The sequence below is a fragment of the Comamonas nitrativorans genome, assembly GCF_042654765.1.
Classification (GTDB): domain Bacteria; phylum Pseudomonadota; class Gammaproteobacteria; order Burkholderiales; family Burkholderiaceae_C; genus Comamonas; species Comamonas nitrativorans.
On the sequence record NZ_JBHSEW010000002.1, the window covers coordinates 171,035 to 195,017 of the forward strand.

Annotated in this window: 17 protein-coding genes and 1 tRNA gene; 13 read left to right on the plus strand and 5 right to left on the minus strand. The window is 61.0% G+C overall.

The features are described from left to right. Positions 1-20: 20 nt before the first annotated feature. From ACFO3A_RS03225 to ACFO3A_RS03265, 9 genes are all read left to right on the plus strand, one after another. Positions 21-641, plus strand: a complete 621-nt coding sequence (locus ACFO3A_RS03225; protein ID WP_377723950.1) for a tyrosine-type recombinase/integrase — start codon at positions 21-23, stop codon at positions 639-641. A 762-nt stretch (positions 642-1,403) separates the two neighbouring features. After that, the gene (locus ACFO3A_RS03230) at positions 1,404-2,528 is read left to right on the plus strand and encodes a metallophosphoesterase family protein (RefSeq protein WP_377723951.1); all 1,125 of its coding nucleotides are present in this window, start codon (positions 1,404-1,406) and stop codon (positions 2,526-2,528) included. Next, complete coding sequence (locus tag ACFO3A_RS03235; RefSeq protein WP_377723953.1) at positions 2,525-5,209, plus strand: AAA family ATPase; 2,685 nt, start codon at positions 2,525-2,527, stop codon at positions 5,207-5,209. Before ACFO3A_RS03230 ends, ACFO3A_RS03235 begins: the two co-directional genes overlap by 4 nt. A gap of 37 nt (positions 5,210-5,246) precedes the next feature. Further along, positions 5,247-6,482 carry a DUF4297 family anti-phage-associated protein gene (locus tag ACFO3A_RS03240; RefSeq protein ID WP_377723955.1) on the plus strand — a complete coding sequence of 412 codons (1,236 nt, stop codon included), beginning with the start codon at positions 5,247-5,249 and terminating at the stop codon, positions 6,480-6,482. Next, entirely contained in the window at positions 6,479-8,248 is a 1,770-nt protein-coding gene (herA, locus tag ACFO3A_RS03245; protein WP_377723957.1) for an anti-phage-associated helicase HerA, read from the plus strand. Before ACFO3A_RS03240 ends, herA begins: the two co-directional genes overlap by 4 nt. 356 nt (positions 8,249-8,604) lie before the next feature. Then, the gene (locus ACFO3A_RS03250; protein WP_377723959.1) at positions 8,605-12,303 is read left to right on the plus strand and encodes an ATP-binding protein; all 3,699 of its coding nucleotides are present in this window, start codon (positions 8,605-8,607) and stop codon (positions 12,301-12,303) included. Beyond that, positions 12,300-13,022, plus strand: coding sequence for a hypothetical protein (locus ACFO3A_RS03255; protein WP_377723961.1), 723 nt, complete (start codon positions 12,300-12,302; stop codon positions 13,020-13,022). Before ACFO3A_RS03250 ends, ACFO3A_RS03255 begins: the two co-directional genes overlap by 4 nt. After that, entirely contained in the window at positions 13,019-14,254 is a 1,236-nt protein-coding gene (locus ACFO3A_RS03260; protein ID WP_377723963.1) for a hypothetical protein, read from the plus strand. The genes ACFO3A_RS03255 and ACFO3A_RS03260 overlap by 4 nt, the downstream gene beginning before the upstream one ends. 45 nt (positions 14,255-14,299) lie before the next feature. Next, positions 14,300-15,136: a DUF7281 domain-containing protein gene (locus ACFO3A_RS03265; RefSeq protein WP_377723964.1), complete on the plus strand. Its 837-nt coding sequence runs from the start codon at positions 14,300-14,302 to the stop codon at positions 15,134-15,136. 507 nt (positions 15,137-15,643) lie between these two features. Here ACFO3A_RS03265 and ACFO3A_RS03270 read toward each other — a convergent pair. The 5 genes from ACFO3A_RS03270 to ACFO3A_RS03290 form a co-directional block, all read right to left on the minus strand. After that, positions 15,644-16,633, minus strand: a complete 990-nt coding sequence (locus tag ACFO3A_RS03270) for a site-specific integrase (protein WP_377723966.1) — start codon at positions 16,631-16,633, stop codon at positions 15,644-15,646. 138 nt (positions 16,634-16,771) lie between these two features. After that, positions 16,772-16,848: transfer RNA gene (locus ACFO3A_RS03275), tRNA-Met, on the minus strand. Between the two features lie 90 nt (positions 16,849-16,938). Beyond that, positions 16,939-18,285 carry an argininosuccinate synthase gene (gene argG / locus ACFO3A_RS03280; RefSeq protein WP_377723968.1) on the minus strand — a complete coding sequence of 449 codons (1,347 nt, stop codon included), beginning with the start codon at positions 18,283-18,285 and terminating at the stop codon, positions 16,939-16,941. Between the two features lie 149 nt (positions 18,286-18,434). Then, positions 18,435-18,953 carry a hypothetical protein gene (locus ACFO3A_RS03285; protein ID WP_377723970.1) on the minus strand — a complete coding sequence of 173 codons (519 nt, stop codon included), beginning with the start codon at positions 18,951-18,953 and terminating at the stop codon, positions 18,435-18,437. Between the two features lie 26 nt (positions 18,954-18,979). Continuing rightward, entirely contained in the window at positions 18,980-19,345 is a 366-nt protein-coding gene (locus ACFO3A_RS03290; protein WP_377723972.1) for a Spx/MgsR family RNA polymerase-binding regulatory protein, read from the minus strand. A gap of 45 nt (positions 19,346-19,390) precedes the next feature. On the opposite strand from ACFO3A_RS03290, the gene folC reads away from it, so the two are divergent. The 4 genes from folC to purF all read left to right on the plus strand — a co-directional run bounded on the left by folC (position 19,391) and on the right by purF (position 23,851). Then, entirely contained in the window at positions 19,391-20,824 is a 1,434-nt protein-coding gene (gene folC, locus ACFO3A_RS03295; RefSeq protein ID WP_377723974.1) for a bifunctional tetrahydrofolate synthase/dihydrofolate synthase, read from the plus strand. Between the two features lie 22 nt (positions 20,825-20,846). Continuing rightward, on the plus strand, positions 20,847-21,710 hold the full coding sequence (locus ACFO3A_RS03300; RefSeq protein WP_377723975.1) for an SPOR domain-containing protein: 864 nt from the start codon (positions 20,847-20,849) through the stop codon (positions 21,708-21,710). Between the two features lie 27 nt (positions 21,711-21,737). After that, entirely contained in the window at positions 21,738-22,262 is a 525-nt protein-coding gene (locus tag ACFO3A_RS03305; RefSeq protein ID WP_377723977.1) for a CvpA family protein, read from the plus strand. Positions 22,263-22,360: 98 nt separating this feature from the next. Then, entirely contained in the window at positions 22,361-23,851 is a 1,491-nt protein-coding gene (gene purF, locus ACFO3A_RS03310) for an amidophosphoribosyltransferase (RefSeq protein WP_377723979.1), read from the plus strand. Positions 23,852-23,983: the final 132 nt, after the last annotated feature.

Sequence of the window (23,983 nt, forward strand, 5' to 3'; positions counted from 1 at the left end):
TCAATAGTAAGGAGCCGATCATGGAAACTCGTAAACATCCGCATCGGGAAGCCTGGAACAAGGGGAAGTTGGTTGGTCAGAAGGCACCGCTCAAACCTAAGGATATCTGGGCGATCCGCATCCATCTACAAAATGCGCACGCCGTGCGTGACCTCGCCATGTTCAACCTCGCAATCGACAGCAAGCTTCGAGGTTGCGACCTCGTCAGTCTGCGGGTGTGCGATGTGACGCACGGCAACCAGGTACTCTCACGCGCGATGGTCGTGCAGCGGAAGACGCATCGGCCTGTGCAGTTCGAACTGACCGAGCCTACACGCACGGCCGTGGCAGCTTGGATCGCGAAAGTCGGCCTGAGGCCGGAAGACTTCCTCTTTCCGAGCCGGCTGCACAGCTGCCCCCATGTCTCCACCAGGCAGTACGCGAGGATCGTCGAGCGCTGGGTGGTCTCGGCCGGCCTTGATCCGTCCGCCTACGGTACGCATTCCATGCGGCGCACGAAGGCGACATTGATCTACAAGCGAACAAAGAACCTGCGAGCCGTCCAACTCCTACTGGGCCACTCAAAGCTCGAATCTACGGTGCGGTACCTGGGCATCGAGGTCGATGATGCCTTGGAGATCTCTGAGCAGACCGAGATCTAACCTTGGCTAGGCCGCTCGCCCAGCATCTTCGATGTGACGGGCGGCCGCTTACGGCCACGATGCGGAAGGGGTATTATCGGCCAGGAGCGGTTCGCCGCTGCGGCCTTCCGTGCGACGGCTTCAGGCTGTGAGCGGTCTGTCACCGGACGGCAGACTTGATGGGGCAGCGCGACGAATCTGAGGTACCCATCAGCGGTCGTTCGTGTCGGCCAGCAACCGACCCGCTACGGCCATTCGAGCCGTTTTGCAAATGTCTGCTTCGCAGCGGTTGCTGCTGCCCATTGCCTCACCGTGAGCGTTCGGTCACAGCCACATAGCGGTCGATCAAGAGACTCGATCCGGCCCCGTGGCGGCTTCCAAGTGAGCAGTCGACGCTGGCCATAAATACCCACCCACCAATGAGCTGCAAGATGCACGCTATCGCAGTGCATAGATAGTCGGGGGAACAGTCGCACCTGACGGCTATTGGCAAAAGTGCAAGAGGAGCCGCTCTTAGGAATCGCTCTAGTCGGTCCTTCGCAAGGATTGCCGTGAAGTACGACATGCTTGTTGACGGAAATAGGATTTCGTGGAGATTCCCCTTCTCCAGTTGGCGAACCGCTTGGCGAGAATTGCCGGGCTAAGACTCTCATGTTCAACTGGTGCAAGAGATGGCAAAACAGGCGGGCGCCAAATGTTTCAAGACGTTAAACTAACCGTGAACGGCCCGCTACGCCGCAGTCTTCGGGAAGCATCTACTGGACATAACGATTAGGGGGAGACTTGATCTCAATTTTGCATACAGCCGACTGGCAGATCGGCCGGGTGTTCGCGCAATTTGAGCCTGACGACGCAGCTGCGCTGTTTGAGGCCCGTTTTGCCGTGGTTGAACAATTGGCCACTATCGCGACCGATCGCGGAGTCGATGCCATTTTGGTGGCAGGCGACGTGTTTGACGCCCAAACGGTGGCGGACAAGACCATCCGGCGGCTCTTCAACGCGATGCAAGGCTTCACCGGGACCTGGGTCCTCATGCCGGGCAACCACGACGCGGCGCTGGCCGAGTCGGTATGGAGCCGAGCGCGGCGCCTCGATGTGATCCCGGGCAACGTTGTGGTTTGCCTGGAGCCCAAGCCCGTTGTAGTGGCCGGCAAGTTCACCATACTGCCGGCACCTTTGACCCAGCGCCATACCTACGTCGACCTCACCGAGTGGTTCGCGGCGCACGTCTCGATGGACGATCTGCCGCGAATTGGTCTGGCACACGGCAGCGTGCAGGGGATCCTTCCCGAGGACATGGACTCCGCCAATCCGATCGCTGCGGGCAGGGCGCAAGGCGCGGACTTGGCCTACTTGGCGCTGGGGGACTGGCATGGCACAAAGAGGGTGGATGGCAAGACCTGGTATGCCGGCACGCCAGAGTCGGACCGGTTCAAGGCCAACGAGTCTGGCCAGGCACTGCTCGTAACCATCGAGACGGCAACCCTTGAGCCAGTTGTCACTGTTGTTCCCACCGGCAAGTTCGGCTGGCGTCAGATCGAGCAGCAGATAGCTGTCGATTCGGATGTCGACGAGGTTGTACGGACGCTCGATGCAGTGGTCGGCAGTGATGTCCTTCACGTGCGCTTATCCGGGGCCTGCAACTTGGCGGGGCACCGCAAGTTGTTGGCCTCGCTCGAGGCTGCACGCGCCAAAGCGCGGGCCGTCCTCTGGGACTTGGCGGCACTGAGGCTCGAGCCCACCGAGGAAGACATTCAAGCGCTGCATGCCGACGGCTTCGTGGGCGAGGCGCTGCAGGAGCTGCGCGAGCAGCAAGCAGGCCCCGAGCCTGAACTTGCGCGGGACGCGATTCTGGCGCTGGCCCGGATCCTGGACGACCAAGTCCCTGGTAGGGGAGCTGGCGTATGAAGCTCAAGCGGTTGCGAATCGAGAACTTCAAACGCTTTCGTGCGCCCCTGGAGCTGGGCGACTTCGCCGACGGGCTGAACCTGTTCGTCGCCCCGAATGAGGCGGGCAAATCCACCGTAGCCGAAGCAATTCGGGCGGCTTTCTTCGAGCGATACAAGTCCAAGTCGGTTAGCGGCTTGCGTCCGTGGAGCGACAGCTCCGCGACTCCCTCCGTGGAGATCGACTTCGAGCTTGGCGGCAAGACCGCGCGGTTCAGCAAGGCGTTCCTAGGCAAGAAGCGATGCCAGCTGAACATCGACGGCAGGCACCTAGACGGGACCGAGGCCGAAAATCACCTAGGAGAGCTGCTGGGGTTCAGTTTTGCCGGTAGCGGCGGAACCTCGCCCAGGCACATGGGAATTCCTGGTCTACTCTGGATCAAACAGGGCACCTCGCACGAGCTCGCCCAGGCCGTCGGCTTTGCCAGCGATCAACTGCGCAACGCACTGGGTGACTCTCTGGGTGAGTTGGCTGCTACCGCTGGCGACGATGTCATCAAGGCCGTGGAAATCGAGCGCAATCAGCTCCTGACGCCAGCCACCGAGGCGCCCCGCGGTGTGTATGCGGAAGCGCTCAAGCGCCGATCGGAGCTGGAGGAAGAGCTAGAAGTCCTTCGCGCGGAGATTGAAGCATACCGAACCGCCGTCGATCGGCTGGCGACCTTGCGCCGCGATCATGGGCGAGATGGCGAAGCGCAGCCTTGGCTGGCACTGCGTGAGCAGCTCGCGCAGGCTCAGACCAAGCTAGACGACGCCACGGGGCTGGCCGACAGGCGGGCCGCGCAGGAGTTGTTGCTCAAACAGGCCACAACGCAGGTCGTAGCCGTGCGCCAACAGCTCCAACTCATGGAGCGCGACGAGGAGGCACTGGCCCTGCGCGAAGCGAACCTGGAGACGGCTCAGGACAAGCTGATCAAGGCACAAGGACTGCTTCAGGCCTGGGAGCCCCGCCACTCAGAGGCCACACTCGCGAGCACGAAGGCACGCGAGCGGTTGGTGGCAGCACGCCAAGTGGCCGCGTGGCAGGCCCAGGAGAAATCCGTCGCCGACCTCATGACACGGGTGCAGGCTCTGCAGCGGAGCCAGAGTCAGGCGCAGCTCAAGCAGGAAGAGCTGACGCAGTTGCAAGCCGAGGCGCTGTCGCTCGCAATGCCCAGTGTCGAACTCAAGCGGCTGCGCGAGGGCACCGAGCACCTGCGAACCGCTCAAGCGAAGCTGGACGCGGTGTCCACCGCACTGGAGTTCGAACTCCAGCCTGGCGCGAAGGTGCGGGTGGCTGGTGCCGAGATGAATGGCGCCGAACGCCTGACCGTCGTGACGCGCACGGGCATCGACATCGAGGGTGTGGGTCGCATCACGGTGCTGCCGGGCGGTGAAGATCTCCAGAGCCTGATCGGTGACCGCGATCGTCAACGCGATGAGCTGGCCGTGCTGCTGCAGAGCCTGGGCGTTGCGAACCTGGCTGCCGCAGAAGCGCGTGAGCGGCTGCACGCGCAGCGTGTGGCCGAGGCCAAGGCGGCCACATCTGTGCTCGCCGCGCATGCCCCGAAGGGGCTGGCAGCCTTGGAAGCGGACGTGGCTGCGCTGTCGATCAAGCTGACCGAGGCTAAGCAGACGCAGGAGACCATGGTGCTAGCGGTCGGGGCTGAGACTGCCAGCGTGCCCGTGTCGCAAGCGGAATCGGACGAATCTTCGGCGAGGACGGCCCTGGATGACGCGTCGGCCCAGTTGAACGAGGCCAAGCTCGCCGTCAGCGAAGCGAATGCACTGGTCAGTGCCGCGCAAGATGAGCTGGCCGCAGCCAGAGCCACACTCAACGACCCGCTGCGTGCGGACAAAAAGGCGGCCGCCAGCCACGCGCTGACCGATGCGCTCGCGCACGAAACCACGACCCGGGCAGATGTGGACGCGCTCGCCGAGCAGCTGCGCACGCTCAACGTCTCGATCCTGCAGCAGGATGTCGAGCGGTTCGAGCGCAGCGCCAAGCAGCTGGAGGCCGCGCATGGCCTGCGCGCGGGCGAGATCAACCGGCTCGAGGCCGAGCTCGAGGCTAAAGGTGCTTTGGGGCTGGAAGAAGTGGCAGCCGACAAGCAGCGCGAACTCGACCAAGTGCGGCGGCGGTGCGCCGAGCTGGAGCGCCGGGCCAAGGCGCTAAGCCACCTGTGGAAACTGCTCACCGAGAAGCGCTCCGCACTGGCGAGGCGCTTGCGTGCGCCGCTTCAACGGCACCTGAACCACTACCTGCAGATCCTGTTTCCGGGCTCGAGTATCGAGGTAAGCGAGGACCTATCACCTGGGCGCATCACCCGGATAGGCACCAACGGCGCCGAGACTGGTGAGTTCGAGGAACTCAGCGTCGGGGCTCGTGAGCAGATGGGCGTCGTCGCACGGCTTGCGTACGCGGATCTACTACGGGAGGCCGCCAAACCCACCTTGCTTATTCTCGACGATGCGCTAGTCCACACCGACAAGGATCGCCTAGATCAGATGAAACGCGTGCTCTACGACGCCGCTAGCAGGCATCAGATTCTCGTCTTCAGCTGCCACCCGCAAGCCTGGCAGGATTTGGGGGTTACCCCGCGCGAGCTGTCTCACACGACCAAGCCTAGCGCAGCCACCGGTGGCGGAGCAGCTTCCGAATGACGGCCAACGATCGCCAAGTCAAATCCGAGGAGAGATCGTGACCGACCGCAGCGCAACCGCAACTATCAAAGGCTACTTCTACCAATTCGACCAAACAATCGTGGAATTGCTCCAAGCGACCAAGCATGGGAGCATCACGGTCGAAGGAGTAGAAGACATCGATCTGGATGATGGCGATGACAGTGCCTTCGTACAGTGCAAATACTACGAAGGCACGGAGTACAACCACTCGGTGATCAAAGAGGCTGTCATCCATATGCTGCGGCATTTCCATGCCGTAGGCTGTCCCGCCGGACAATTATTCAAGTACCGACTGCGCGGCCATTACAAAGGCGGTCAACACAAGCTAGTGCTTCCACTGACAGATGAGTTTCTGAAAGAACACTTCCTGACCTATACGAAGGACAAGCAGGCCCACAAGGTGCACGAGGAACTGGCAATTACCGATGTGCAGCTTGTCAACTTTCGCGGTCTGCTAGACATCGACGTAAACGCGCTGTCCTACGATGAACAGCAGGACAAGGTGCTCCAGCTCCTTATGTCCGAGGTCCCAGAGTGCAAGGCCGGCGACGCGCTGAGCTTTTTCTACCCAGTGGCGATCAACGTTATTCAGGGGTTGGCCATCGAGGCGGACGAGGCCAAGCGGAAGATCACCAAGGATCAGTTCTTGAGGGCCATCAATCGCAAGGAGGTTGTATTCAACGCCTGGCTGCGTGAACACCTGGGGCGCGAGTACTTCGCGCGGATGATCCGCCGCAAATACTTCTACTTCGGCAAAACAAAGATGCCTAAGGCCTCGCGGTTCTTCTTGATCGACATGGCCGGGGAGTACGAGGTGGACAAGGCGACCCGTATGCTCGTTCGAATCGGCCAGGTCTTCTCTCACAAGGAGCTCCTGCGAACGCCTGCGGCCGACCGGTTCTGCCCCTACGTGCTACTGCGAGGCGTGACGCTCGAGCAGTTGATCGAGCTCAAGCTCAGCCTGTGGACACAGGGCGTGGCCTTCAATGATGGCTATCCTTTCCAAGGTGCCGAATTCTCGCCCGCCATGCTGGCAGCGGCCCCCACCAAGGACAACCTTTGGACTATCAAGTTCGTGCCAGGTGAGCAGCAGCTGGCTCCGACCATCACAGCTTGCACTGGATCGGTCGTCGAGGTCTACGATTTCCACAAGGGCACGCCGCTCGACGGAGCCCTCGTGCCTAAGTCCGCAGGGTGTCATTCGATAAAGAGTAACAGTGCCTATCTACTTCAGGAGGTCATGCAGGCATGAGCGATTCTCAAGACATCAAAGCCGAAGTGATAGCGGTCTTCCCCGACAAGGTCAAGATCTCGGTTGGCAATATCTCGGCGTTCGCCAATGACAATAGCCTCAAGGTGGGATCGTACTTGCGCATCACTGACAGTGAGGACTGCGCGCTCATCGCCATCATCGAGAACTTCTGCATTGAGGTGAATGACAAGGCTGAACGCCGCCACATCATCGAGGCGCTGCCGCTGGGAATCATCGCCGACGGCAAGTTCATCCGCGGCGGCGATACGCTGACCATTCCGCCCACGGGCGTGACCCCGGCGACGGAAGACGACATCAAGAAGATATTCGAAGACTCCGTCGAGCCGGCCAAAAAGTTCGCCTTCAGCGCGCTGGTGTCCAACGAGAAGATAGCCGTGCCGGTGGACGGCGATCGGTTCTTCAACAAGCACCTAGCCGTAGTTGGATCCACCGGTGCCGGAAAATCCCACACAATTGCCAAGATCATCCAGACGGCGGTGAGCGCGAAGAACGGTCAGTACGCACTGAATAACTCGCACGTCGTCATCTTCGACATTCACTCCGAGTACCGAACGGCGTTCCCTGACGCGAACTTCCTCGATGCGAGCACGTTGACCTTACCCTATTGGCTACTCAACAGCGAGGAGCTGGAAGAGGTGCTGTTGGATACGGGGGAGCGCGACAACTACAACCAGTCGGCCGTGTTCCGTTACTTGGTAACGGAGAACAAGAAGCGCCACAACAAAGGGGCGAAGAACGTCTTCTACGACAGCCCGCTCAAGTTCAACATCCATGAGGTGCTGAACGCGCTGTACAACATCAAGAACGAGACCGTGAACTCGAAGAATGAGGCGCGGTACATGGTGGTAGACGCAAGCTACACGCTGCCCTCTGATGGCAAGACGGGACAAGGGGATGGCCTCAAACTAAATACTGACCAGCGGCTAGATAAGTACTTTGCGAACCGGCTCGATTTTCATCCAACGAAGCGAGAGAGCATCACCGCAGGAAGCTATGCCGACAAATCGTTGGACAAGTTCTTCACGCGATTCGAGGGCAAAGTGGAGCAGGACCGCCTACAGTTCCTCTTCGGCCCCTCTGCAGACACAGCGACGCTTGAGGGAACTCTTAAGAGCCTGATTGGTTACGGGGAAAAGAAATCCAACGTCACGATCGTCGATCTGAGCGGCGTCCCATTCGAGGTCTTGAGCATCACCGTGTCGTTGATTTCGCGGATCCTTTTCGAGTACGGGTACCACTACAAGGTGATGCGGACTGCTGCAAAGGAGAAGATCAACACCGATGCACCGCTTCTGCTTGTGTACGAGGAGGCTCACAAGTACGTGCCCAACAGCGACTTGGCGCGCTTCCGTGCATCTAGGTTCTCGATCGAACGCATCGCTAAGGAGGGGCGCAAGTACGGTGTGACGCTGCTCCTGTCGAGTCAGCGCCCCTCGGAAATCTCCGAAACGATTTTCTCCCAGTGCAGCAACTTCCTGGCAATGCGGTTGACCAACCCAAGTGACCAAAGCTACGTCGCGCGCCTGCTGCCTGACACGCTCGGCAATCTGTGCGACAAGCTGCCAACCTTGGGCGCCGGGGAGGCTCTGCTGATCGGTGAGTCTGTGGTGATGCCGTCGTTGGTCAAGGTCCAGCGCTGTGACCCGTCGCCCTCGTCAACCGACATCCCGTACTACCAGCTCTGGAAGGAAGAGTGGAGGCAGCTTAACTTCGAGGGGATCAAGAAGGCTTGGCTTAAGGAGTAAGGGGTGAGGCCTATCCGGACTGCCATGAACCTAGCCTCCCTTGGCAGTTAGTCATATTCAGGTCTTTCAAGATTCGACCTGCTCGCTATGGGGCAGCAATGCGTCGAAGCAGACGTTTCTATGAGTGATGAAGAAGGTCAGCTTTCGCTGCCAAGTCGACCTAAGTGCCGGAGGACGGTTCCCAGCGCCTACCCCAGGCCTTCACAAAGATTGGCAGGCCCGGGGTGCTCGATGCTTGCGCTACAGTATCCGCCGGATCCGATGGAATCGGTGTGGCCGAGTTTGTGTGCCTAAGCAGTAAAGCAAGTACTGAATATTCGCAAATGACATACCTCGATTCGAAGACACCGTATCTCATGCAAGACACAGCTCCGGGCAAGAAGTACCAGTTGCGCCGAATGATTCTGATCAATGTAGGCACGAACAAGAAGGTGCCTAGCAACCGCATTACGCAGATTGACCCGCGCGGCGGAGCGTCGGTGGTGGGCCCCAACGGAGTGGGTAAGACCACGACGCTGCGGCTGATCCCACTCTTCTTCGGTTATCAGCCCAGCCAGCTCATCTCCTCCACCAGTGGCCAGGACGCCATGGTGCAGTTTGTGCTGCCTACTGACGTAAGCGCTATTGCCTTCGAATACCAGCGTGGCTCAAACAGCGACGAAGATCTGCGGCTGGCCGTGATGCGGCGTGAGCCCACCGATTCCAATGTTCCCTTCTACCGGATCTACAAAAGCGGGTTTCGTAAGGAATTCTTCGTCAACGAGGGGCGCTTCCTCAGCGACGCAGAAACTCAGTTGCAGATATCCAGCCTGGGTGTGGAGACCACCGGCAAACTCAACTCCAGCGAATACCGAACGGTGGTGCTGAAGACGCCGTCGGTGTCCAAGAACCGGGACAAACTTATACGCTGGAGCCATACCTTCTCGTTCGGCCCCAAGCAACTGGACAGCATGGATAGGCTGGTGGCCACGATGGTCAAGCAGTCGGTGAACTTCAACGACTTCGTGCAGGTCGTGGTGAGCCAAGTGCAAAACGACATGGGCATGAGCGGTGATCGCTCTAAGCTCATGTTCAAGCAAAGCGCTAAGACCATCGACCAGTGGCTGATCGATCACAAGGCGTGTGAGCAGGCGCTGAAGCTGAAGCCAGAGTTCCAGTTGCTGCGTGAGGCGCAGGAGGACTTTTACAAGGCCGAGAGCCGCCTGCGCGAGCTGCGCGGTGATGTGCTGGCGCTTGGCACTATGCGCCAAAATCAGGTGAAGAATCGTCAGGCCGAGCGCGAACGACTCGACGCCGAGTGGGAGGGTACTGTCAAGCGCGAAGATGCTGAACTCGCGCGCCTGCAGGAATCCGCTTCGAAGTTGAGCGAGGCGAGTGTGGTGGCTGCGAACGCATACGCTTTCGCGCTGAACGTGGCAGCCGAATTCAAGGACGTGGACTTTGCCAAGCTGCAGATCGCCTTGCAGTCACTGCCTATTCTGCGCGAGGATAGTGCCAGCAAGGCGGCCCAGATCCGTCTGGCGCGCGCAGGCATGGAGGGCATCGTTGCCGAGTTCCAAGCTCAGATTGAGGGCGAGAAAGAGACGAACACCAAGCGTCGCTTTACGATGGAGCAAGACAAGCAGCCCCATCGCGATCAGCACGAGACAGCCTCCAAGTCGATCAACAAGGCGCGCGATGAGGCGCTTGTGTCGGCTCGCTCGGAGAACAAGGCCATCCTGGATGAACTGAGCGGTCGCAAGGACGATCAGCTGGGCTTGCGCGGGCAGTTGCAGCAGCTCACCAACGCGGCACAAGCCTCCGAGGACGCCCTGCGTGCGCAGAGCGAAGTGCAGGAAAAGCACCGCAAGCATGAGCAGGGCATTGCGGAACTGGAAGGCGCTGAGTTGCGCGCAAAGAGCGCTCAGAACACCGCTATGCACGAGTTCGAGAGGCAAGAGCGATTGGTAGATGAAGCGCGCAAGGCGCTGGAGACGGCCCAGGCACTGCAGCAGGCCGCGCAAGAGCGCGCCACTCCGGCCAAAGGCACCTTGCTGGCGGCACTTCGGCAAAGCCCGGACGAAACCTGGAAGCCAACGCTGGCGCGGATCATAAATCCGGCGTTGCTCAGCCGGGCTGACCTGAGCCCGCAGCTGGTGGATGAAGCGGCCGCAACTCTGGGCACGCTCTATGGCTGGACCGTGGACACCCAGGCGATTGCCGCACCGGAATGGGCGGACGATGGCTTGGCCCAAAAGGCGGTCGAGGATGCCCAAGCCCGCATGAAGGGGGCTGACGAAGCTCTGGCCGAAGCGCGGCGGGTGTTGGGCATCAAAAACAAGGCGGTCGAGGATGCAGATTTTTCTGTGAATGTGGCTAGCGCGACGCTGAGCCAGCGCAGAAATCAGGTGCCCGAGTTGGAGCGGCAACTGGCTGCGGCCGACGATCGCGTGAAGAGCGAGCGCAAGAAGGCCAAGGAAAATGCAGAGAAAAAGCTTTCAGAGGTCAATGCCCTGATCGGCAGCCTGACCACTCAGATTCGCGATCAAGGGAGCAAGCACGAGCGTGAACTGCATGCCGTCAATGCTGACTTTGACAAGCAAATCGAGATGTCCATGCGCCAGCGTGATGAAGCCATCCTGGCCCTGACGAAGGGGATCAGCGAACTGGAAGGGCAACTGAAAGCGCGGATCACCAGCCTGGAGAAGCAGCGTGACGATAGGTTGCGCGAGAAGGGGGTGGACACCGACTTCATTGCCAAGCTGGAGGGTGAGCGCCAGGGCATCGACAATCAGATCAGCGAGATCAGCGAAAAGGAGCCACTAGTCAAGCGCTGGAAAGTATGGCGCGAGGCGGGTGGCCAGAGCTTGGTCATCACGGTGCAGCGCAAGGCACAGGATGCAGCCGCGGCCGTGACGGCGGCTGCGGAAGTGGTCACTGCATTTGAGCTGAAGGCCAAAGAGGCGAAAAACAGTTTCGAGAAGCGCCAGGGCGAGGACTCGGTCCAGATCAGCAAGTGGACTAGTGATGTCAACGAGCTCGCGGCGTTGGACGAAAAGCTGTCGAGCTACAGGGCGGGCGCTGCCGCTCCTCTCGAAGCATCTGTCATCGACGACACGATGTCCGTGAAGAACCTAAGCGTTCAAGTGAACGAGATGATCACCAAGCGAGATAAGCACGACGGCGTCATGTCCACCAAGGTCGTGTCCTTGCGTTCTTCATTGCTGGCCCACAAAAGCTCTGTGGCCGAGCTCGTATCGCAAAGCCTCAATGGCGCAGAGACGGTGACTGCAAGAGCGGCTGCTTTGCTTCTTTGCGAACGGCAGATCCAGGGGGCTGTTGTGGACAACATCCGCAATATGCTGGACACCATCATGCTCTACGCGGGCAAGTTCAGGAAGACGATCTCCGATTTCGAAAGTGGAGTCGATACCTTCAACAAGCGCCTGCAGAACAATCTGCAGGATGTGACGTGCTTTGAGCGCTTCCGAGGCTTGCGGCTGCTGATCAGCACCGATTTCGGGAATTTAGACATCTACAAGAAGCTCAAGGCGCTGGACGAGATCCAGAAGAAGCAGGCTTTTGCGGCCCCCACGGTGGGCGTGTTGCCAGCCAAGGAAATCAAGCAGGCCATTGAGGACTTCAAGAGCGTTTTGGGCTCGGACGGCAGCTTGGAAGTGAACTTGTCCAGCTACATCACGTTGGAGGGCCATGTGGTGGAAAACGGTATGCCCAAGGCTTTCCACCGCACCGAGGAACTGCAAGGCGTTTCCTCCAACGGCCTATCCACCCTGGTGCTGATTACCCTGCTGATCGGCATGCTGGACATGATCCGAGGCAACGAGCCGGTTTTCGTGCCCTGGGTGACTGATGAGGTGGCGACCTTCGATGCGAATAACTTCTCGGCCCTGATGCAGCTGCTGCGCGACAACCGCATCGATGTGGTCACAGGCTCGCCGGATCTGGGCATGACCCAGAACGAAGAATTCTCTCGCCGCTACGCCATTGAGGATCGCGGGGTGATCCGCGAGTGCATCGATGGTGACGTCGACGTCGAACTGGAGGTACAGGCATGAGAGCACAGGTCTACAACCGCCTGCTGGCCGGCGAATACATCTGCCATATCCGCTATCCCAGCGAGTTCAACTTCCTGGAGGACCAGCAAGAGCGCGAGTGCACCGAGGCCTGGCTGGAGCAGATGGACAAGCGTCTGGCCCGTCTGGGCCGCGAGGGCGCCTTCTTCATGGCGCCGACGTTCCTGGGTAGCGGCGATCAGGCGCGCATTCGCGCTGAGCTGCTCGCCTTCCGGGATGTCTACGGCCCGGCGGTGCAGATGCTTGACTTCATCCGTCAAAGCGCCTCGGGCTTTGCCTATCTTTCCCCGGGCGAGATCATTGCCCTGTACGAGCTTCAAACGGCTGTCGCCCAGTCCACGATGCTGGAGAACCAGCTCAAGGCGCTGGGGCGCCTGATCAGCGGTGCCTCGATGCACCTGAGCAACCACGACAACCTCAAGCGCATGATGGAGCACTTGGCCAAGGATGGCTACGTGTTGCTGACCAACAAGGATGCGGGCATCTACCAGGTCACGGGCAAGATCGACCAGCTCTATGCGGTGCTACAGTTCCTGGACGAGAACAAGGTGATCCCTGACACCGATGTCGATGATCGGGAAGATGACCATGATGGCGCGGTCGCCGGCGATCTGGTGGACACAGCACGCACCGATGCCGAGCTGGATGCTGACGCAGGACCCGCTGCGACTGCGCAGGACGGCGCCGAGGAGCTATCTTGAGCGAGCGCGGCGAACAGGTTCGTAAGGTCCTCGATGCCCTGTCCAAGCACGCCGAGCTCATCGCCGAGGGCTTTGAGGGGGCGGTGCTGGGCGGTGACAAGCAGCGCGACGCCGGCATTGAAGCGCTGTACCGCATGGGGGTGCTCAAGCCCTACGAAGAGGGCGAGTACCGCCTCAACCCCCTGCTTCGCGACTTCCTCGCCGAGAACCTGAGCAACTACCATGCGCTGCAGGCGCTGCGCAACGTCATCGGCCCGATCCAGGAGGCTGGAGCACGCTGGCAGGAAATGCTCCAGCTGAGGCGAAGCGGCTCCATGCGCGACTTCGCACGCATGGCCAAGGCCTTTGACTTCGCGACGGTGGACATCGCACACGCGATTGAGCACAACCTGGAGCGGCTGCACAACTTGCTATCCACTCAGTACGGCAATGTCGAGGACCTGCACGCCAAGGTGCGTCAGAACCGCTACTACGCCGGTCAAGTTAGGAGCTTCCTGCAGCATGTGCAGCGCATTGACACGCTGGTGGAGACAGTGAGCGCGGATGCGGTGGCCTACAGCTTGCTCGAATACCGCCATATGGTCATCAAGCGGCTTGCCTCACGACAGTTGCAGTGGACTTCCCAGATCAAGGACGCCCAGACCCAAATCAGTAGCCGCCTTTTCGAGGCCAAGCTGATGGAGCTGCGCCTCTCTCGCCTGGCGCGCTTTTCCATGTGGCTGTCCCAGCACAAGACCGAAGATGGCTGGGAAGTTCCCGTGGACGAGAGCACCGACCTCGCTATGCTGCGGCCCGACACGATTGAGGTGCGGCCGCAGCCGGATGTGCAGGACGTGGATCAGAGCATCCAGGATGCACTCGTTGGTATCGTGACCAAGATGCCGCTGGCCAAGCGGCTGGAGCCCCCGCGCGAGCCGCCCCCACCGCAGATGATCATCGAGGATGAGAAGAGCGAGCCGGTGGTGGAGTTGAACCCGCTGAAGGTTATGTTCCGGGAGCTGATCGAGAGCATTGAGCTCGCGCAGCAGCCTTTGTCGCTGCGTGAGTGGAAGCGCGGCCGCCCGGACTTGGCACAGTTCACGGACGGTGCCTTCCTCATGTTCCTGATTCAGCCGCTGCGCAAGGTTGGCATGGAGCTCACCTACGTGTGGCCGCCTGATCCCGATCCCTTCCCGATCAATGAACCCTTCCACGACATCCAGGTGCAGTGGGTGGCGCGTAAGCGGGCCTGAGCACAGAGAGCGGGCTGAACACTCAATCGATCCTTCCTCGCACCCATGGCCTTCAACATCCAGCAGATCCAGTTCCTGCAACGCCTGGTGGCCGACAAGCCCGGCCGGCGCCGCGCCGGCGACGCGGCACGCTATCTGAGCGAGCACCATTACCTAGGCACCATAGTGGGGCGGGAAGTCTTCTATCGCGCTGAGCATTGGTCGCTAGCGCAGCAATTGCTCAGCACTAGTGACCTGCCGGTGGCTGCGTTGGGGAAGGGGAACCAGCGCCCCACGCGCGCCGATGTGGCCGCTTTTGGTGGCCTGTCAGAGAAAGCGCTGAGTGCGCGGCCGCATGATGATTCTGTGGCGATCCAATGCCTAGGTGGATGCTCCCTGGATGGCCAGGAGATGCGTTCGCCGCCGGGCGCATACTTGGTGGTGCGTCAGGAGCAGGGGCTGCGCATTGGATGCGATCGTATCCTCTTGGTTGAGAATTTCGAGACCTTCCGGCGCCTGAATGAGTATTCTTGGCTAGACTTGCAGGCTTTGCGTGTATTGGTGGTCTACAGGGGAGACCAGCGGCTACCAATCTCCCAGGCGGCGGCATTGATCAACAAACGTCGCGAGCCAATCTGGGCCATGGTGGACTTTGATCCCGCTGGTCTTGTGATCGCCAACGCACTGCCAACACAGCGCTTGGAGCAGGTGATGTTGCCGCAATTGGACTGGCTGCGAGCCAATGCAGTTACGCACCATGGAAAGTACCTCTACTCCCAACAAACTCCCCAGGCATCGCAGGTGCTGGGGAAAACGACTCATAGGCAGATCAGCATGCTTTGGGAACTGCTGCAGAAACTTCAGAGTGGCATTACTCAGGAGGCGATGCGCTGGGCGCGATGAAACAGCTCTAGCTCATCGCAGGTTAGGTGCGATTGCCCGGCCTTACGACCAAGCGGTCCAATCTCCCTCATAGGACGCGCATCCGCTGCTGCCTACCTGCATGACCGCTGCAAAGTTTCAGATCCTGCCAGTGTTCGAGGCGCCAGAAAAGCAGCCTGAACAAGAAGCTAACCAGCGGATGTGCCAAATCAAGCGTGATGAACCGAGCAGCCGAATGGTCGGTTCCGAGGATCAAGTGAACGCTCAGAACAGGCGGAGCTCAATGACCGGTGCTGGCGATTGCTGCCACTCAGACATTGGATCTCGAATGTCGCAGATCAGCCTTAACCAGCCGTCCGTGGCAGCGCACCAGACGAAAGCTCATGGCCGAGACTGCAACTTCACCAGCACGTCAGGAAGCAAACGTCTCGGCAGACGTTGGCAATCCCCGCGTCGCTGGCGTGGGTCTCACGCAAGACTGCAACTCCGGTCAGTTTTGAGGCACGCATCCTGTGGTTGGGTGCAGGTTCAAGCTGAACGCACAAGAGCAACAAGCTCGTGTGGGTGCGGGTTGTAATAGCGCAGCGTCATCTGCAACGACCTCCAGCCCATGAGCTTTGCGAGAGCTGTGGCAGGCATCCGTGGGGCATAGCGTGAGGCAGCTTCGTGGCGTAGATCGTGAAAGCGCAGGTTTTTAATGCCAGCTCTCTCGCATGCACAAGCAAATGACGCGCCGAGGCCGTTCGAATCGTGAAAAGTGAATACGCGCCCATCAATATTTCGCGGCAGTTGGCGCAATGCTAGTTCTGCACGCTCGGAGAGTGGAACGATGCGTTTATCTCCGTTCTTCGTCAGTTCAAGGGTGATGATGTGGGTGTAAAAATCTACATGCTCCCAGGTTAGCTGCGCAATCTCACCTCGCCGCATACCAGTTTCGATCGCCAGCACAACAGCACAGGCCAAGCCAACGTTTTTACTCTTTCGGCACGCAGCCATCAGCTTAGCTTCTTCATCTGAAACAAGCCTACGTTCCCTGTGTTTTCCTGGGGAGGGCTTGCGTACATGCCTGGCCCAGTTCTCCACGGGAATCGACCATTCTTCACGAGCTGTAGCGAGAACGGCAGACAGCAAGATCAATTCTTCCCTAACGGTCTTGCCTGACACTTCTTCGCCAAGGCGCTCCTCTCTGTAATCGGAGAAGTCGGCGGATTGCAGGGCGGCAAGGCGTTGAAGTGCGATAGGGTGAGCAATGAGCCGTTTGAGACGAGAGCGCTCTGGTCCTTGGCCTCGTTTTGTTGGAGTCACCTCTTTGCCGTAGCGTTCTAGAAGTTGTCCTAGAGTCGTGCGCTCTACTTCAGAACGATCAGCGAAGATGCCTCGGCGCATCTCAGACTCAACTGTCGCGGCCCAATCACGAGCATCGCGCATGGTCTCAAAAGTTCTGGCCTGCGTTGGGAACCCTACTCTACGAATGGTTGCTTGATACTGATGCGGGCCGCGTTTGGTGAAAGTTGCCATCCCTTGTCTCCGGTTGGTTTGCCGGAAGGGGACGTCCCTACCGGGACAAGGTATAGGGAAAAGTGCAGCAAAAGTGCAGCGATAATTCCAAGAAAAACCAAAAGGGGTTACGACAACGTCGTAACCCCTTGATTCTATTGGTTGCGAGGGATGGATTTGAACCACCGACCTTTGGGTTATGAGCCCAACGAGCTACCAAGCTGCTCCACCTCGCGGTAACCTTGTGTATTTTTGATCTGGCGGTGGAATGTTCCTATCCCTGGCGCCAAATCAAGCAAGAGGCGGATTGTAGCCTATTTTCAGGCTCAAGATTTGCTCGTGCCTTCGCTTTCAAGCTGGGCCAGGGCGGTGGTGCTGTTCAGCGACAGCAGACCGGCCTTGGCGTAGATGGCCAGTTTGTCGCGCGTGTCCATCAGGTCCAGGTTGCGCATGGTCAGTTGGCCGATGCGGTCGATGGGGCTGAACGGTGCGTCTTCGACCTTTTCCATGGACAGGCGCTCGGGTGCATAGGTCAGATTGGGCGATTCGGTGTTCAGGATGGAGTAATCGTTGCCCCGGCGCAGCTCCAGCGTCACGGTGCCGGTGACGGCGCGGGCCACCCAGCGCTGGGCGCTTTCGCGCAGCATGATGGCCTGGGGGTCGAACCAGCGGCCTTGGTACAGCAGGCGGCCCAGCTTCAGGCCATTCATGCGGTACTGCTCGATGGTGTCTTCGTTGTGAATGCCGGTGACCAGGCGTTCGTAGGCAATGTGCAGCAGGGCCATGCCGGGGGCTTCGTAGATGCCACGGCTCTTGGCTTCGATGATGCGGTTTTCGATCTGGTCGCTCATGCCCAGGCCGTGGCGGCCACCGATGCGGTTGGCTTCCAGGAACAGTTCCACCGGATCGGCAATCGCTTTGCCGTTCAGTGCAACCGGGCGGCCTTCTTCAAAGGTGACGGAGACTTCCTCGGCCTTCACTTCGACTTCCGGCTTCCAGAACGCCACGCCCATGATGGGATTGACGATGCGGATGCCGCTGTTCAAAAACTCCAGGTCTTTCGCTTCATGGGTTGCGCCCAGCATGTTGCTGTCGGTGGAGTACGCCTTTTCGGCGCTCATCTTGTAGCCGAAACCTTCCTTGGTCATGAAGGCCGACATTTCGGCACGGCCACCCAGTTCGTCGATGAAGGTGTTGTCCAGCCAGGGCTTGTAGATTTTCAGTTGCGGGTTGGTCAGCAGGCCGTAGCGGTAGAAGCGCTCGATGTCGTTGCCCTTGAAGGTGGAGCCGTCGCCCCAGATGTGGACGTCGTCCTCCTTCATGGCAGCCACCAGCATGGTGCCGGTCACGGCACGGCCCAGGGGGGTGGTGTTGAAGTAGGTGATGCCGCCGGTGCTGACGTGAAAGGCGCCGGCCTGGATGGCGGCGATGCCTTCGTTGGCCAGTTGCGGGCGGCAGTCGATCAGGCGGGCCTTTTCTGCGCCGTATTCCATGGCCTTGCGCGGGATTTCGTCGTAATCGGCCTCGTCGGGCTGGCCCAGGTTGGCAGTGTAGGCGTAGGGTAGGGCGCCCTTGTTCTTCATCCAGCGCAGGGCGGCGGAGGTGTCCAGGCCGCCGGAGAAGGCGATGCCGACTTTCTGGCCGACGGGGACGGATTGCAGAATGGTTTGCATGATCTCAACTTTCTTGCTATTGAATATATAGCTATTAGCGCTTTATGGATAAGCGTTTGACGGTGATTTTGTTTAAATTTGCTGCGGTGGATACGAAGATGCCCGGCGGGCAAACCGGGCATTTTAGAGCCTGTTCTCCAGGCTGGCCGTCAAGGCCGCGGGCGTGGGCCGGGGTGCGGTGGCCGGTCTGCCGGTACGCCCGGCACGGCAATGGGCCGGGTGCGGACATCGACCACGATGGGGATGTCCGGCTGCGTGCTGCGGTATTCGATGCTCTCGGTGCTGCCCGCAGCCGGGGCCGAGCCGTAGCTTTTGCGCCCCGGCTGCACGTTGCCGGAGGTTGGGACCGAGCCGTATTGGTGGCTGGCCCGTGGCGGCTGCACGACCACCGTCGGGCCGGGGTCGTAGGGCAGTTCGGTGGTAAAGCGCCGTCCCCGGTATTCGTAGATCACTTCGTAGCCCTGCGGTACCTCTTGCTGCACGGTCGTGGTGCGGCAGCGCTGGCGTTGCTGGGGCAGGTCGAGGCAATCCTCCAGCGGCACGTTTTCCTGCACCAGGATCGGGGCGACGGAGATGACTTCGGCCAGCTCGGTCTGTACCGGTTGCGCCCAGGGCGAGGCGGTTACAAGGCAGAGGCTGCACAGGGTGGCGGGAGGCAATAGGCGCATGGCACTCTCCGGGGGATGTCGCCGGTTTAATCCAGCAGGGCTTGCCAGTCTTGCGGGGCAAAGCCAATGGTGATGCGGCCATTGGGCCACTGCACCACGGGGCGTTTGATGGCGCTGGGCTGGGTTTGCAGGAAGGCGGCGGCGCTGGCAGCGTCGGTGATGGCCGCCTGGTCGGCAGCGTCCAACTTGCGCCAGGTAGTGCCCTGGCGGTTGAGCAGCTTCTCCCAGCCGACGGCCTGCTGCCAGCGGGCGATGTCGGTGGCGCTGGGCGCTTCCTTCTTGAAATCGTGAAACTGGTAGTCCAGCCCCTGGTCCGCCAGCCACTGGCGGGCCTTTTTCACCGTGGTGCAATTGGGAATGCCGAAAACGTGAATGCTTGTACTGGTAGTCATGTTCGGGATGATGTCATGCTTTGCTGGGTGACAATCGCAGCCCTTATGCAAAGCACTACTTTTTCTACCCTGGCGCAGTGGCTGGAACACTGCGAGCGCATTCATCCGGAAAACATCAGCCTGGGGCTGGAGCGCGTGCGCGAAGTGGCCCAGCGCCTGCAACTGACCATGCCGTGCCCGGTGATCACGGTGGCAGGCACCAACGGCAAAGGCTCCACCTGCGCCATGCTGGAGGCCGTGGCCCTGCAAGCGGGGTATCGGCCTGGAGTCTATACCTCGCCGCACCTGGTGCATTTCGAGGAGCGCTGCCGCGTGCATGGCGAGATCGTCGCGCCCGATGACCTGCTGCCGCACTTCGCCGCCGTGGAAGCGGCCCGCCTGGAGGGCGAGGAAGTGTTGCTGACCTATTTTGAGTTCACCACCCTGGCCATCCTGCGGCTGTTGAGTCAGGCGAAACTGGACGTCGCCATTCTGGAAGTGGGCCTGGGCGGGCGGCTGGATGCCACCAACATCATCGATGCCGACTGCGCCATCATTACCAGCGTCGATGTCGATCACACGGCATTCTTGGGTTCCGACCGCGAAACCATCGGCCGCGAGAAGGCGGGCATCATGCGCCCCGGTCGTCCCGTGGTGGTCAGCGATCCGGTGCCACCGCAAAGCGTGATCGACCATGCGCAGGCCATCGGTGCCGATCTGTGGCGTTTTGGCGAGGATTTCAACTACAACGGCGATCCGCAGCAATGGGCCTGGGCCGGGCGCGGGCGGCGCTATGCCGGGTTGTCCTATCCCGCCTTGCGCGGGGCCAACCAATTGGTAAATGCGGCAGGCGTGCTGGCGGCGTTCGAGGCGCTGCGTGACAAGGTGCCCGTTACCGCCCAGGCAGTGCGCACCGGGTTGGCCATGGTCGAATTGCCCGGGCGCTTCCAGGTGCTGCCCGGCGAACCGGTGCTGGTGCTGGACGTGGCGCACAATCCGCATTCGGTGGCGGCGCTGGCGGCCAACCTGGGGTCGATGGGGGCCACCTTCCCGACGACCCATGCCGTATTCGGCGCGATGGCAGACAAAGACCTTGCGCCGATGTTCGCCACCATCAGCCCGCTGATCGACCGCTGGTACTTCACCGATCTGCCCATCGCCCGCGCCGCTCGCGCCGCCGATTTGCAGCAGCAATGGCGCAGCCTGGAGAAAAACGCCGCCCCGCAAGACGCCCAGCCGCCCGAGGCCGTGCTGCCGGCGGCCCCCGGCGCCGGCGTGCGTCTGAGCGTGCATCGCAACAAGCAGGCCGAGACGCCGCAGGCGTTGGCCGTCGCTGCGCAAAAGTTCAGCCAGACCTTTGCCCGACCCGAGCAGGCATTGCAAGCGGCCCTGGCTGCGGCAGGCCCGGCTGATAGAATTGTCGTTTTTGGCTCGTTCTACACAGTGGGCGAGGTGGTCAAAGACGGGCCGCCGCGCCTTCATGCCAAACACCTGGGCTAAGGCCCTTGCTACTCTGCATTTCATGGCATTTTTCAAGTTTCCCTGGTTCGGCAAGCGCAGCCAAGCGGCTGAACCAGCGCCCCTGCGCCATTCCTCCCGGGCCGCACAAGCCCAAAGCGTGGAGCAACTGCGCCAGCGGGCCCGCCATCGCCTGATGGGGGCTGCTGTCCTGATCGGTCTGGGGGTGATTGGCTTTCCGCTGCTGTTCGACTCGCAGCCTCGGCCCATTCCTGTCGATATCCCGATCGAAATTCCTGACCGTAACCAGGTAGCGCCCTTGGTCGTGCCCGGCGAGCAGGCGCAGACCCAGGGCAATACCCCGGACATGCAGCGCACCGCCAAGGCGCCGTCCCCGCAGGATGAGCTGGACGATGGCGAAGAGTGGGTTCCCCCTGCGGCCCCCATTCCCCAGCCGCCGCGCCTGGTGCCCGCCCCGGCCAAGCCGGAGCCGCCTGCGCCTGCGCCCAAGCCGGAACCCAAACCAGAGCCTAAGCCCGAGCCGAAACCGGAACCCAAGCCGGAACCTGCCCCCAAGGTGGAGGCCAAGCCTGCGGTTCGGACTGCCGAGCAGGAAAGCGCCCGCGCCCGTGCCTTGCTGGAAGGGCGCACGCCGCCTGCCGCCGCCACCCCGGCCCCTGCGCCGGCGGCGGCCCAGAACGGGCGCTTCATCGTGCAGGTGGGGGCGTTTGCCGACGTGTTTGCGGCCAACGAGGTGCGCCGCAAGCTCGAAGGCGCAGGGCTGAAGACCTACACCCAGGCCATCGACACCAAGGACGGGCGCCGCATCCGCGTGCGCCTGGGGCCCTTTGCCAACCGTGACGAGGCCCAGCAGGCCGCCGACCGGGCCAAGGGGCTGGGGCTGCCAGGGGCGGTGCTGACCCTGTAACCTTTCTCAACACGCTGCGCAGACACGATGCTTTCCCTGGCGACCCTGGATTTTCTGGTACTGGCCGTGCTGCTGCTGTCGCTCGCCCTGGGGGCGTGGCGCGGTCTGGTGTACGAGCTGTTTTTTCTCGTCGGCTGGGTGGTGGCGTTTTTCGTCACCCGCCTGCTGGCGCCGCAGTTGCTGACCTTTGTCCGACCCTATGTCGATGGCCTGGAGCCGACGCTGGTCTACGCCCTGGTGTTCGTGGCGGTGTTCATCGCCCTGGTCTTTATCTGGGGGCTGCTGGCCAGTCTGGCCAAAAAGCTGGTGCAGATCGCGGGCCTGCGCCCGGTAGACCGGGTGCTGGGCGGCTGCTTTGGCGTCGTGCGTGCCTTGGTGCTGCTGCTGGTGCTGACCATGGTGGTGCAAGCCGGGCTTTGGCATCGGCAGAGCTGGTGGGGCCAGTCCTACGCCGGGCCATGGTTGCAGCAGACGCTGGCGTATGTGCTGCCGAGCTGGCCGGCGTCGGACTGGCGGCGCTTCTTGCCGGAGCTGGGCGTCGCCTCGCCCTGAGTGAAAAAAGATTCCGGGCTGGCGGCGTTCTTTCCGATGCCGTGCGTCAGCCTGACAACCCAACGCGGGGGTAGCCCCGCCAATGATGGAAACTTCCTATGTGTGGAATCGTCGGTGTCGTTAGCACCACTCCTGTCAATCAGCTGATTTATGACGCCTTGCTGCTGTTGCAGCACCGGGGCCAGGATGCCGCCGGCATCGTCACGCAGCAAGAGCGCAAGTTCTTCATGCACAAGGCCAAGGGCATGGTCAAGGACATCTTTCGCACGCGCAACATGCGGGCGCTGCCGGGCACGGTCGGCCTGGGCCAGGTGCGCTACCCCACGGCGGGCAATGCCGCCAGCGAGGAAGAAGCCCAGCCGTTCTACGTGAATGCGCCGTTCGGCATCGTCATGGCGCACAACGGCAACCTGACCAATGCCCGCCGCCTGCGCCGCGAGCTGTTCGATACCGACCACCGCCACACCAATACCGAAAGCGATTCGGAAGTGCTGCTCAACGTGCTGGCGCACGAGCTGGCCCGCGCCAACAGCGGCACGCCCCTGAGAACGCAGGACATCTTCACGGCCGTGCGGGCCGTGCATCGGCGCATCAAAGGCTCGTATGCCGTGGTGGCGCTGATTGCCGGTTATGGACTGCTGGCTTTCCGCGACCCCTACGGCATCCGCCCGCTGTGCCTGGGCAAAGGCCCGGACGGCACCGTCATGGTGGCCAGCGAATCGGTGGCGCTGGAAGGCACGCTGCACCAGCTCGACAGCGACGTGGCGCCGGGCGAGGCGGTGTTCATCCACCTCGACGGCCGCATCGAGCGCGAGCAGTGTGCCGAGCATAGCCAGCTGCATCCCTGCATTTTTGAATACATCTACCTGGCCCGCCCCGACTCGGTGATGGACGGCATCTCCGTCTACCAGGCCCGCCTGAACATGGGCGAGACGCTGGCCAAGCGCGTGATCTCCACCGTGCCGCCCAACCAGATCGACGCCATCATCCCCATCCCCGAATCCAGCCGCCCCAGCGCCATGCAGCTGGCGCAGCGCCTGGGCATTCCCTACCGCGAAGGCTTCGTGAAGAACCGCTACGTGGGCCGCACCTTCATCATGCCGGGGCAGGCCACGCGCAAGAAATCGGTGCGCCAGAAGCTCAACGCCATCGGTAGCGAGTTCAAGGGCAAGAGCGTGCTGCTGGTGGACGATTCCATCGTGCGCGGCACCACCTCCAAGGAAATCGTGCAGATGGCCCGCGATGCCGGCGCGGCCAAGGTCTACCTGGCATCCGCCGCGCCGCCGGTGCGCTACCCCAACGTCTACGGCATCGACATGCCGACCAGCGAGGAGCTGATCGCGCACAACCGCACGGAAGAGGAAATCCGCCAGTGGATCGGCTGCGATGCGCTGATCTACCAGGACCTGGAGGCCATGAAGGTGGCCGTCGCCCAGGTCAATCCGGCCGTGGCGGGGTTCGAGGCCTCGTGCTTCGATGCGCAGTACATCACCGGCGATATCTCCGACGAACCGCCCGCCCATCCCCTGAAGCCGGTCAGTGCCGATGGCGAGGACGATGGCGAAGGCAACTCGCGCCTGTCGCTGTGAAGCTTGCCCTGCGCTGCATATGCTAAAAAAGTGAGCTTGTCCCGCTTGAAATATAAAGATTTCAAAGTTATAAGCTTCTGAAATTATTTAAATACAAGCGGTGTAAGCTCCTATTTTTGAGAATCCAAGGAA